We start from the raw sequence: 12,070 nt of genomic DNA, 5'->3' as shown, positions 1-12,070 counted from the left end.
TGACGGTGGGCGGGGGCGTACCGGGGCCGGGGCCCTCCGGGTTGGAGATCGTTCCTTCGCAGCCAGCAGCCCCGCTCAAGACCAGCCCGAGCACCACCGGGCGCCACCACCGTCCCCGCTCCGCTGGCTCTCGTGACAACCGTTGTGACCGCATCCTCGGCACGAGCGCCTCCATCATTGGGAGACATACCCATCGGATGGATGACGCGTTCCTGTCAATGTATCCGCGACTCGCACGCGCATCGATCGAATGGCCCGATGACACGGATACTGAAAAACTCGTGTCACGCGTGCATGCGTGGCGGAAAGTGTGGAGGAGGCGCCACATGCGTGGGGGACAGACCCCCTCAATGCGCCGGTGCTTACAGCCTCAGAGACACGCCGAGCTGACCGCTGAAGTACAGGTCCTTGGCGCCGCCGGCGAAGACCGGGGCTCCCTCCGCGGCGTCGGCGGTGAAGGAGTAGCTCCGCAGCTCTCCGCCCAGCCGCAGACCCAGCATGCGCGTCAGGGCGAACTCCACGGCGAGCTCGCCATCGAGTCCGGAGCCGCTCAGCTCCGGGATGTAGTCGTCCGAGGACAGCTCGCCGCCGCTCAGCACGTGCTGGTAGCCCACGCGCGCGGCGATGGCCCATCGCTCGGTGAGCGCCTTGCGCAGGCCCAGCTCCACGTGCGCGAAGCGGTAGTCCACGTCGGGCAGGGCGAAGGTGCTCTCCGGCGGGAGTTCCAGCGCGAAGGAGTGGGTGCCGTACAGCGCGCCCACCGAGACCTCCAGCCACCGCAGCGGCAGGCGGAAGCGCAGGCCTCCCTCCAGGAGCTGTGCGGTGGTGCCGTACGTGGAGCCATCCGGGAGCCGCGTGGACAGCCCGAGGGCGCGTGAGCCCCGCGCCACGATACCTAGGTTGTGCACCATCCCATCCGTGAAGTGGGAGAGCGGGAAGTAGCTCACCGCGAGGCTCGCCGCCGCGGCGCTGTTGAGGCTGTAGTCGGGCAGCGCGTTGGCGTTGTTGCCCGAGAAGTTGAAGCGGCGGAACAGCCCCTGTCCGGACAGCAGCGCCTCCAGGATGGGGCCGTCCAGGTTGCGAAGGCCGGCTGCCTTCGGCTCGGGCTTCACCGGCGGCTCCTCCTTCTTCACGGTGGGCGGAGGAGGCTTCACCCCCGCCGGGCGCGGTGCCTCCGCGATGGGGGTCGGGGGCGCGACCTCCGGCTCGGAGACAGGCGTTGGAGGCGTGACGGCGGCAGGAGGGAGGCGCTGCGCCGGGTCCGCCTTCAGGGCCGCGCCCAGCTTGGGCTCGAGCTCGCGCCGCACGTCGGGGAAGGCGCGGTGGGGGCGGACATTCCAGCGCTCCTCCGCGAGGAGGGTGCCGTCCTTGCCGGAGTAGGCGCGGACCTCCACGTCCCAGCGCTTCGTCCCCTTCACCGAGGCGAGGATCAACACGTCCGCGCCGAGCTTCTTCGCCAGCGCCTTCCGCTGCGCCTCCGTCTTTGGCCCGCCGCGGATGCGCTTCACTTGGGCATCCACCTTCTTCGCGGGCAGCACCTCTCGCCCGCGTCCCTTCTTGCCCAGCTCCTGCGTCAGCACCCTGCGCAGCGCAGCCGCCTGGCGGCCCTCCGGGCGCAGCACCGCCACCTGGGTCTGCTGCGCCTGCGTCTTCTTCGCCTGCGCGGCTTCGGCCGGGCGGTACGACACGACCAGCGCCAGCACCAGCAACACCCATCTCGCGATGCGGCTCACAGGGCCACCTCCTTCGAGCGGACAGACGAGGTGGAAGCGGCCGGGAGGACAGAGACGAAGGGGCGGGAATGCATGGGTGCTCGGCTTCCAGTGACGAGACGGGGGGCTGCCTCGGCCCAAAGCAATTGAGGGGCCAACATCCCGGAGCTTAAAGCTTATCTCGGTAGGAGCGCGTGGAACCAGGTGATGATTCCCACCCGCGAGGTGCAGCATTCCCAGATAGGTGTCTTCGCGCGTCTCCCATCGCACCAGCAGTCGCCGGAAGCGATCGACGAGTGTCCGCTCCCGCAGGAGGCCGACCACGGCCGCCTGCGAGGCGATGAGGTGCTGGACGAAGGTGTCGATGGCTGCAAGCGAGACCTCTTCTCGGGCCGTCCGGATGTCGAGTTGGCGGCGCTCCTTCCAGACAGCGGCCGCTGTCCGCTGCTGGATGTCCGTATCCGTTCGACGAATCGCGTGGAGTATCGCCCGCGATGGGGCCTGGTTTCTGCGCGCCGATACTCACCGGGGAAGGGGGCATTGCGTCGTTGGCTCGGGCTGCTGCGCGCTGGGCGCGCTTTTCGTAGAGTCCCACGCCATGGGCCTTCTTACCTTCGGTCTCAACGTGACTTTGGACGGGTGCATCGATCACACCCAGGGGATCGTGGACGACGAGCTGCACGACTATTGGACGCAGCTCATGGAGCAGAGCGGGGCGATGCTCTTCGGACGCAACACCTACGAGCTGATGGAGGGCGCCTGGCCCGCGGTGGCACGCGACGAAAAGGCGCCGCGCGCGATGCGCGAGTGGGCACAGAAGCTCGAGGCGAAGGCGAAGTACGTCGTGTCAGGCTCGCGGAGCGACTTTCCGTGGCAGAACACGACCAAGGTGGAGGGTGACCTTCGCGAGGCGATCTCGGCGCTGAAAGCGAAGACCGAGCGGGGTGTCCTCGTCGGAGCGCCCAAGCTCGCGGCTGCGCTCGAGGAGTTGGGGCTCATCGACGAGTACCGCATCGTCGTTCATCCCCTCATCAGCGGCCGCGGGCCGACGTTGTTTCATGGCCTGTCGAGTGCGCGGCATCTCGAGCTCCTCTCGGCGCAGCGGTTCAAGTCCGGCGTGCAGGCGCTCCACTTCCGTCGCAAAGCGGGATGAGCGTGGAAGGGCCCGAGCGCTCTCCGGCGGCTGCCTGTGCGGCAGCTCAACGAAACTGTCCACGGAATCGGGGCGCCCATCCCTCTCATGCGCTAGAAGCTCGTGAAATCAATCTGCAGGACGGGTGTGTCCGCTTCGATGTCGCGCCGGAACCGCCCCCATCGGTCGAGCGTGCTCTCGTCGAGCACGGCCGGGTCGCGATACTGGTGGAACAGCGCGTAGTTCATCGAGCGCTGGAGCGCGAGCAGGTCCGGCACGGCCGCGAGCCACTCGCGCTCCATCGGTCGGAGCTCCCGATACCCTTCGAGGAACGGCCCCAGGAACGCAGCGACCGCTTCGTCGCGCGCCTCTCTCTCCTCGCCTCGCGCGATGTAGAAGAGGAGTACCGCGATGTCCTTGACGAACCACGCGTACTCGCTGTTGTCGAAGTCGAACGCGGTGATCTTCCCTTCGGCGAAGCAGAAATTGTGCATGTGGAGATCGGCGTGGATCAGCCCGTAGCTCTCCGGTGTTCGCGGTAGCTGGTTCAATCGCGCGATGATCGCCGCGGTGCGCTCGCGAACGAGCTTCTCTTCGGGAGGCGCGAACCGGTCGATGTCGACCACGTCGTACTCATGCCATTCCTGGCGCTTGAGCCTGGGGCTCGAAGGCGCGTAGGTCTGGGCGCGGTTGTGGAGCCGCGCGAACAGCCGGCCCATGTCGCGGAACAAGGGGGGCTTCCAGTAGCGCTCCTTGAGCGGAGGCGCGTCGTCGAAGACGATGCCCGGCGCCCGCTCGAACGCGGTGGCGACGAAGTAGCTGCCGGGCTCGCGGTCTTCGATCCGCTCCACGAACTGCCCCGACTCGGAGAGGACCGGCGAGGCGACTGGAATGCGCGCGGCGGCCAGATAGCGAACGAACTCGACCTCCCCCAGCGTGTAGTCGATCGTTCGCCGCGTACTGTGCGAGATGCGCAAGATCAGGCCCTCGCCGTCGTCGTTCTCCGCCTCGTAGACGAAGTTCTCGAAGGCCGCGAGCTCGGTGAGCTGCTCGGGCGACAGGCCATACCGGCGCGCAGCCTCGTCGCGAATCGGTTCGTGGAAGCGGCGGACAAGCTCTGGATGCATCGAACCCTCTAGTCCTTCAACGTGAGGCTGCTCTCACCGTAGCCCAGCACGGTCGAGGCAGAGTCGCTGGTGACCGAGACGCCCAGGCCGCGCGCGAGGGTCTCCGCCAACGGGGGGCCATTGCGCGGCCGCGTGAACACAGCCAGGTCTGCGCCGGTCAGGGGGTGATCCGGGCGCCGGAGCCGCTGGTTCAGCATCGCTTGCTCGCGCTCGACGACGCGCAGGCACCGGCGCTCGAGGGCGAACGCGCTGGCAGCGACGCCAGCGAGCTCACCGCAGATGGGCTCCGCCACGACCTTGTCTCCCGGCAGCCCATGCGCGAAGAGCTCGGCCAGTCGCCGCTGGCTCGTGACCTGCTCGGCGGGATCCAGCTTCGCCAGCTCGTCCAGCGAGGTGCCCTGTGGCGTGCCGGGGAACGCCTCGCCGATGCGCGCGAACAACCAGCGGCTGAGCTTGATCTCTCGCTGGTATGTCTCGGCGAGTGGGAAGTCGTCCCGGAGCAACGGGTAATGCGCGACATCGATGGGCGCCTCCACGCACGCTTGCAGCGCGGTGCGCGGGAGGTGTCCGGCGAACGCCGCCCGGAGCCGTTCGTGGAGCAGCCCCTGGGTCGCGCCGAGGAAGCGGACCACCGATTCGACGCGCTGCCCGAGCAGGCCGTAATCGATGGCGGCGTCGAGATCGCCGAGGCGCGCTGCGATGTCGGGCTGGGCCTCGATGGGTGCCGGGGCCGAGCCGGTCAACACCTGCATATATTCGTTGATCAGCGCCGGCGGCCCGGCGCACACGCCGTGCGGACCATGGAAGACCGCGTGACGCTCGGCATAGTCCACGATCGTTTGCGCGGTGACGGGCTGCTCGGGGGCGTCGCGCACCAGGTCGTTGGTGACCAGGCGAACTCCGTCGATCAGCCGGAACATGGCCGCGAGCCCGCTGTCGAGCTCTCCGTTTGGCACCGGATGGGTGCCCCGCACCAGCACGTACCCGACCGACGCGAGCGTGCAGACGACCAGCATGTGGAGCTCGCCCGCGGTGAGCACGCCCGGGGTCCGGGGCGGCATGCGCGCGAGGAAGGCCCTGCGGAACTGCTCGGTCAGCGAGAGCAGGTCCGGCCACTGACGCGCCATGCCCTTCATCGCGGTCACGTTCATCGGGCGTTCGCTCTGGTACCGGCTCCCCGCGTAGTGGCACTGCTTGCGCACGGTGGGGAGATCGAGGAACAAGGTGCGCGGTGCGACGTTGTTCTCGCCCACTTGCCGGCCGTCACCGTCGAGCGCCGGATGCGCCACGCGGTAGACGGGCACGACCACCTCGAGGTTCGAGAGCTCGAACGCCCGTCCGAACGCCTGTTCGGTCAGCACGGGGCAACGGTTGTCGCTGGCGCTGAACGTGAGCGGCTCACGCCCCGCTGGCACCTCACCCAACCGCTCAGGGAAGGACACCGAGGGGCGGCCCGTGGGCGCATCTGAGACCCGCCTCAACACCCGCTGTTCGATCAATGCTTCGAGCAGGTCCCGGATCTTGTCCCAGGAATGGGGCGCGCCGTCGGACCACGCCATGGCGTCGGAGGCTTGAAATTGCTCGACCTGGAGCAGCTTCTCGCCCAAGGGCGCGATGTCCGGCTCGTCGAAGATGAGCTCCACTTCGCCATAGAAGAGGTGCAGGACCTGCTGGCCATTCCCCGCGTCGAGCCGGTCGTGCGTGAGCCGCCTTCGATTGGGAATGTAGAGCATCTCATCCGCTTGCAGCTGTGCCATGGCTTCTCACTCCCGCTTCAGTGTGACGTCGCGCGACCAGGTGCCGCCGAGCGAGCGATAGACCTCGACGCGATGGTTGAGCAGCAGCCGTTGCGCCTGCAGACTTGCGCGCTCGAGCCCGACCAGATTCGTCAGGGCGGTGAGCACCGTCAGATAGTCCGAGTGCCCCTGCTCGAAGAGCCGCCTCGCTTCGTCCAAGAGCTGCTGCCCGAGCTGGACCTGCGCACGCAGGCTGCGCAGGCTCGTCGCCTCGTTCTCCTCCCGAACCACGGCATCCTGCACCCGTCCGATCGCGGTGTTCAGCGCGAGCTGGTATTGGATCTCGCGACGCTGGAGCTGGATCGGCAGTCGCATGTACTCGGTGACGCGCCTTCCATCGAACAGGGCCCAGGTCAGGTTCACCCCGACGACGGACTCGGCCAGGGCCGGCTCCGACAGGCCGACCTTCAAAGCGCCCACGTTGCCCACCAGTTGAATCGTCGGAAGCCAGCTCGCCAGGTTCGCGTTGATGCGGTGCTCGACCTCGGCGACGCGCAGCTCCGCGAGCCGCATCTCGGGCGTGTTCACGTTCAGGTCGCCCGGCGTTCCGAGTTTCGGTGGGGGCGGGAGATCGGGAAGCTGTCGATCGAGTGGAATGACGTCGTCGGCGGGGGTTGGTACCCGGCCCAGCAGCGCCTTCAGCTCCGAATTCAAGAGCGCGTTCCGGGTGGCGATCAGCGGCACCTGCGATTCGAGGTTCACCAGCAACTGCTCCTGCTGCAGCACCACGAGCCGGGGCGTGAGGTGCTGCTCGAACCGCGCTCGAATCAGCCGGAGCAGCTCCTTGTTGTAGTCGATCTGCCGCAGCGTGAGGTCCCGGAGCGCGCGGGCCTCGAGGATGTCGAACCAGACCTGGGTGATCCGCACCGCGAGGTCCTGGACGCGGCCCTCGGTGAGCTGCCGCTGCTGCTCGGCGAAGTTCAATCCCGCGCGCCGCTGCGCACCGAGGGCTCCAAACAGGTCGACCTGGTAGGCCACGCCGAAACCGACGGTGGCGACGTCGTACTCGGCCCGGGTTGGCGGCGCGGGCGGAAGGTTGGCGTTGGCAACGACATGCCTCAGCCCCGCCGGGTTCAGGATGCCGACCTGGAGCGGGTACCACCAACCTTGCGGCACGTTGGGGTCGAGCTGGTTCTCGTAGATCAGCTCCCGCACTTCGCGCAGGACCAGGTTGTCGCTGAAGCACTCCTGGATGGCCGTGTCGAGCGCCGGATCGGCGAACGCCGACCACCAGACTGCGTCCTGGGTGACGCGCTCGGCAGGCTGCGCGGGCACGCCCTCCTTCGACGGCTGCGGGCTTGGAACCCCGCCCTCGGGTGCGCTGGACGGTGGGGGCGGCTCGGTGCGCGGTTCGACGGCGGTCGAGTAGCTGCTCGGCGTCGGAGGCGGGTTGACGACGACGGGACGGATGAGCTCGCAACCGGAGCAGGTCATCGCGAGGAGGGCGAGCGTAAATCGAAGTCTCATGGGTGGCTGACGACCACGAGGGCTTTCGCGTGGTTGAGGACGCAGCGCTGCGCGACCCGCATGGTCTCGGGATCGAGGGAGGCGAAGCTCTCGTCGAGGATGACCAGCTCGACCCCCTGCAGCAGCGTGCGCGCGATGTAGAGCCGGCTCTTCTCGCCGTGCGAGAGTTGCCAGCCGGTCTCGCCGATCATCTCCTCGAGGCCGGCGGGCATCTTGGCGACAAGCTCGTCCAGCCCGAGCTCCTTGCACAGCGCGGCGGCCTTGGTCCGCAGCTCGGGCGAGGTCGGCCACTCGCGCCCGAGCAGGAGATTGTACGCGAAGCTGCCGGACAGGACGTGGTTCTCGTGGAACTGCGGCGCGGCGGTGATGCGCTTGCGCCAGCCCGAGGAGCCGAACGTCGCGCGGTCCAACGCGTGCAGCAGCATCACACCGCCCTGCGGCGTCCTCAGGCCCGTGAGCAGCGACACCAGCGTCGACTTGCCACCGCCCGATGGGCCCTCCAGCAGGATGCGGTCGCCCTGCGCGATCTGGAACGAGCAGTTCTCGAGCACCGGCCGGGTGCGCGCATCGTGCCGGAAGGTCACGCCCCGCGCCTCGATGAGGGCTCCGTCTGCGGCGTCGGTGGGCTTGCCTCCCTCCATGTCGAGAGGGACTTTCGACTCGAGCTCGGGGCGGCCCACCGCGAGCAGCAAGTCGCGGATCTGCTCGAACGACACCGCCGCCTGGGAGACCTGCTGGAAGTAGACGGCGACCTCGTCGAAGGCTCGCAGCGCGAGCAAGATGCCGCCCACGGACACCGCCAGCGCGCTGGCATTGGCCGTACCGCTGCTGAACGCCGGCAGCAAGGTCAGCAGGGCGAGCACCAACCAGCCGTCGCGCAGGAGCGCGGTCAGCTGCATGGTCCGGCGATCCATGACCTTCGAGATCTCGGAGTAGGAGCTCAAGCGGACGTCTTCGCCATCATGCCAGCGCTCGAGTGGAAGCTGCGCCAGCCGCGTTCGATGGCCGAGCATGCGCTCAAGCAGGTCGTGGGTGATCTCGACGCGCGCGCTCGACCACGCCCGCTGGACGCCGTAGTGGCGGCGCGCGAGGACGAACGCGACCACGACCCACAGGACGAGCACCATCGCCTGGGGCCACCCTCCCGCCCCGAGCACGAGGATGACGCCCGCCAGGATCAAGTCGACGAGCGACAGCACCGCGAGCAGGGCGCCGCCGACCGCAAGCTGCTCGACGACCTCGGCCTCGGCGACGCGGCCGAAATGGCGGCCGATGCCGTCGAGCCGCACCTCGTCGGGGGTCAGCTTGAGGGTTCCCGCAAGGAGCTGCTGCTTCAGCAGCGTTCCGAGCCGGATCGAGAACACGCCCTGCCACCACACCTCGAGCATGCGTAGCGGAATCGCGCATGCGATCACGGCGATCCACCCCAGGAACCAGCCGGTCTCGAGGTGGGCCTGGAGCGCGGCGCGACCGAGCAACCAGAACGAGCCAGCCAGCACCAGCGAGAGGAGCGTGTGGCTCACGAGGATGCCGGCGACGAGCGACGGGATGTCGCCGAGCAGCGTCCGCCGGTTCGCAGTGCGCCTGGGGCGCATGATCCAGCCGGTGCGCAGCTGCGCCTGGCCGAGCCGCTGCAGCAGCATCTGTGAGCGGGCGTGCTCGCGCGCACGGGGCGACATCTCCACGCCGCCAAGCAGCTGGTCCACCTCGGCGACGGTGGCTTCCTGCTCTTCGCGCAGGAGCGCGATCGCGCTCTTCGTATGGACCGAAACCACCGTGGCGTCGCGCGCGAGCAGGCGCAGCTTCCCGCGCCGCGTACCCAGCAGCACCAGATAGGACGGGACGCCGTCTCGCCGGACCTGGAGGATGCAGGGCGCGGCGCGTGCGAGGACGTCGGGCAGCTCGTGGTAGAGCGGCGTGATCGGCTCGAGCTCCACGCCGAGTCGATCTCCGAGCGCGAACATCCAGACCCGGCTCGGCTCGACGGCCGCCGCAGGCGGAGCGATCTCGCCCGCAGCCCTGCCATAGCCTTGCCGCTGCGCCAGCTGCTCCAGCGCGTCGGGCAGTCGCTCGACCGGCCACAACAAGTCGGAGTGCGAGCGCGTCATCCCGCCAGCTCCATCTCGCCTGCGACGGGCTCCGCGACCGGCGGCTCCACCGGCTTCGGCGCTGGCCTCTCCACCAGCTGGCCGTCCGAAAGCCACCAATGGCGCCAGCGCCCACCGCCCCAGAGCAGCGTGCGATTCTCCTGGTCGGCGCGAAGGAGCACGGCGTACCGCGACTCTTTGTTCGCGAGCAGCTCCTTCGGCGGCCCGTTCTCGAGGATCCGACCGTGCTCTATCACGAGCACGCGATCGAACTCCTGGGTGTGCTCGACGTCGTGGGTGACACAGAGGAGCGTGATGTCTGCCCAGAGCCGCCGGGACTCGGTGAGGAGCCGCGCGCGCCGGTCGCGGTCGAGACCGCGAAAGGGCTCGTCGAGGATGGCCAGGCGCACGCCGGAGCGAAGCATCGCGCGCGCCAGGCGCACGCGCTGACCTTGGCCGCCCGAGACCAGCCCTCCGCCTTCGCCCAACGACGTCTGCAGCCCGTCTGGAAGCGCTTCGAGGATGTCGAGCATCTCGGCGCCCTTGAGCGCCCCCGACAGTGACCAGCCTTGTGCGCCGTCGTTGCCATACCGGAGGTTGTCGATGAGGCTCTGGTTCCAGAGACTGATCGCCGGATCCACCCAGGCCGTGGTGCGGCGCAGCCGCTCGACAGCGGCCTGATCGAGCACCTGCCCGTCGACCTTGATTTCGCCGCGCGCCGGCCGGAGCCAGCCGAGCAAGAGGCCGACCAGCGTCGACTTGCCTGCTCCGGAGACACCGACCACGGCCACGTGCTCGCCGGGGGCGATGTTCAAGGAAACCTTGTCGAGGATGGTGTGACCGCCGCCTTTCACGCGGACCTTCTCCATCACGATCGAAACGCCGCTCGCGGCGGCCGCGGGCGCGACAGGCTCCCGCGCTGGCGCCTCGGGCCGGGCCTGCGGATCCTTGATGTCGCCGATGACGTCGAGGAGCCGGCGAACCCGGTTCATCGCATTCGGGAACGCGCGGCTCAGCAGCATCAGCCGCTGGCCGAGGATGGGGAACCGCAGCGCCCAATAGACGACCAACAACACCAGCGAAGCCCGATCGGTGCCCGCGAGGTACGAATAGACGAGCAGCATGACAAGGCCGTAGCTCACCAGCATCAGCCCGCCTTCGAACCCGACCGACAGCGTCTGGAGCCAATAGCGCGCCTTGCTCCAGCTGACGAGCAAGGTCTCCTGCGCGCGGCGCAGCGACCGCTCGGCGCCGTGGATCCGGATCGGCGTGAGCCCGACGAGCGCGTTCAGGGTGAATCCGCTGAGCGCGCCTGCGTGCATCTGCACGCGCAGGTCGGGCTCGAAGAGCAGCTTCTGCGCGACCAGGGGCACGAGCAGCGTGACCGCCGCGAGCGCGAGCACGATGTGCCATGCGTGCGGCGCGGCCCAGATGAGCGCGGCAGTGATGCTCGCGACTTCGAGCGACAGGACCAAGGCCTGCGCGAGCAGGGCCGGCAGCGACCGCATCGCCTGGATGTTGTGCGTGCGAGACGCCATGTCGGAGGCGAGCCGGCTCTGGAAATAGCGGTCCTCCATCTCGGGGAGCTTCTCGAAATACGCCTTCCGCAGCCGCACCTCGAGCCGGCGGCCGATGCCGAGCAATCCCAATGAAACGGGGATTTGGATGAGCATGAAGCAGAGCGCGACGCCCGCGAGAACGGCCATGCCCGTCGCACGCTGCGCGAACGTGCCGAGGTCGCGCCCCAGGTCGAGCACGCCACGGAGCATCAGCGCTTGCAGGATCCGCCCGAAGGTGGCGAACACCAGTCCCACCGCAATCAGGCCCGGAACGACCCACGAATCTTCGCCTCGCAGGCGGAGCAGCGTTCGCGCCGGGCTCACCTGCCTGGCGACGAGCTCCGTCGCCAGGTCGCTCGCGAGCACGGCTCTCGGCGCATCTTCGCCTGCGCGCGAAGCCTCGCGCCAACCGCGAACCCGCATCAGCACCGCGCCGGTCATCGACAGCTCGCCCTCCACCTCCGGGTTGGGGCGAACGGACCAATAGGCAGCGGGAATGGGCACTGCGCCGGAGTCGTCCTTCGCAATCATGGATTGCAGCAGCCCCGCCGCCGTCCGGCCTCGCCGGACGGCGCCCGCGCGAATCATCGCTTCGGACGCCCGGCACGCGGCGTCGAGCCTGGCGATCGACAGATACCCGGGGTCCTCAAGCGCCCCGGCAACCAGCGCCCGCGCCTGCGTCGCACCCAGGTTCAGCAGGCGGCGCTCGAACGTCGCGACCGCCTCCTCGGACCCGGCCCATTCGCGCCAGCCGGTCGCCGGAACGGACGTGGTGTGCTGGTACAGGTGGCTCAGCAGCGTCGAAATCCGGGTCCAGTGACGGCCCGCCGCCGGGTCCATGACCTGGATGAACGGGCCGACGCGATTCCACAGCACCACGAAGTGTGGCCGTCCTCCCGCGCTGAGCGTGACGATGATGGCGGGAAGCGCCTTGGCTTCGGGGACCACCACGTGATCGAGCGGAAGCATCACCTGCTCGGCGTCGAGCCCGAGCTGGTTCGCGACTTCATCCAAGGTGACGATCGAGGTGCCATCGACGTCCGTCTGACACACTTCGCGAAGGACGCGATAGTTGAGCTCGGCGCCCATCCCCGCGAACAGGCTCTTGAGTGAAGCGGGGCCGCAATCCGTCGCCGAGATCTGGATCACCTCGGGAATGATTGAGCGTCGGCGCCTGGGAGGAGTCATGG

At 68.6% G+C, this 12,070-nt stretch carries 7 protein-coding genes and 1 pseudogene; 1 reads left to right on the top strand and 7 read right to left on the bottom strand.

The features are described 5' to 3' along the window. Positions 1-362: 362 nt before the first annotated feature. Positions 363-1,733, bottom strand: coding sequence for a hypothetical protein (locus HV824_RS10230; protein WP_176416338.1), 1,371 nt, complete (start codon positions 1,731-1,733; stop codon positions 363-365). A gap of 155 nt (positions 1,734-1,888) precedes the next feature. Beyond that, positions 1,889-2,012: pseudogene (locus tag HV824_RS10225) on the bottom strand (IS5/IS1182 family transposase); the annotation flags it as partial. Positions 2,013-2,310: 298 nt separating this feature from the next. Here HV824_RS10225 and HV824_RS10220 point away from each other — a divergent pair. Beyond that, the gene (locus tag HV824_RS10220; RefSeq protein WP_176423181.1) at positions 2,311-2,865 is read left to right on the top strand and encodes a dihydrofolate reductase family protein; all 555 of its coding nucleotides are present in this window, start codon (positions 2,311-2,313) and stop codon (positions 2,863-2,865) included. 92 nt (positions 2,866-2,957) lie between these two features. On the opposite strand, the gene HV824_RS10215 is transcribed toward HV824_RS10220, so the two are convergent. From HV824_RS10215 to HV824_RS10195, 5 genes are read right to left on the bottom strand one after another with little or no spacing between them, the layout of a single operon-like run. Next, positions 2,958-3,971 carry a phosphotransferase enzyme family protein gene (locus tag HV824_RS10215; protein WP_176423180.1) on the bottom strand — a complete coding sequence of 338 codons (1,014 nt, stop codon included), beginning with the start codon at positions 3,969-3,971 and terminating at the stop codon, positions 2,958-2,960. An 8-nt stretch (positions 3,972-3,979) separates the two neighbouring features. Beyond that, on the bottom strand, positions 3,980-5,728 hold the full coding sequence (locus HV824_RS10210) for a hypothetical protein (protein WP_176416341.1): 1,749 nt from the start codon (positions 5,726-5,728) through the stop codon (positions 3,980-3,982). A gap of 6 nt (positions 5,729-5,734) precedes the next feature. Next, on the bottom strand, positions 5,735-7,234 hold the full coding sequence (locus HV824_RS10205) for a TolC family protein (protein WP_176423179.1): 1,500 nt from the start codon (positions 7,232-7,234) through the stop codon (positions 5,735-5,737). Continuing rightward, on the bottom strand, positions 7,231-9,342 hold the full coding sequence (locus tag HV824_RS10200) for an ABC transporter ATP-binding protein (protein WP_176423178.1): 2,112 nt from the start codon (positions 9,340-9,342) through the stop codon (positions 7,231-7,233). The genes HV824_RS10205 and HV824_RS10200 overlap by 4 nt, the downstream gene beginning before the upstream one ends. Then, a complete protein-coding gene (locus HV824_RS10195) occupies positions 9,339-12,068 on the bottom strand; it encodes an ATP-binding cassette domain-containing protein (RefSeq protein ID WP_176423177.1) in 2,730 nt (909 codons plus the stop codon). Before HV824_RS10195 ends, HV824_RS10200 begins: the two co-directional genes overlap by 4 nt. Between the last annotated feature and the right edge of the window lie 2 nt (positions 12,069-12,070).

The organism is Myxococcus sp. AM009, from assembly GCF_013372605.1.
Taxonomy (GTDB): domain Bacteria; phylum Myxococcota; class Myxococcia; order Myxococcales; family Myxococcaceae; genus Myxococcus; species Myxococcus vastator.
This window is presented reverse-complemented; position numbering and strand designations above follow the sequence as displayed.

Coding starts and splice junctions, on each gene's coding strand:
- HV824_RS10220 (WP_176423181.1), top strand. CDS start 2,311: ATGGGCCTTCTTACCTTCGGTCTCAACGTGACTTTGGACGGGTGCATC.
- HV824_RS10215 (WP_176423180.1), bottom strand. CDS start 3,971: ATGCATCCAGAGCTTGTCCGCCGCTTCCACGAACCGATTCGCGACGAG.
- HV824_RS10210 (WP_176416341.1), bottom strand. CDS start 5,728: ATGGCACAGCTGCAAGCGGATGAGATGCTCTACATTCCCAATCGAAGG.
- HV824_RS10205 (WP_176423179.1), bottom strand. CDS start 7,234: ATGAGACTTCGATTTACGCTCGCCCTCCTCGCGATGACCTGCTCCGGT.
- HV824_RS10200 (WP_176423178.1), bottom strand. CDS start 9,342: ATGACGCGCTCGCACTCCGACTTGTTGTGGCCGGTCGAGCGACTGCCC.
- HV824_RS10195 (WP_176423177.1), bottom strand. CDS start 12,068: ATGACTCCTCCCAGGCGCCGACGCTCAATCATTCCCGAGGTGATCCAG.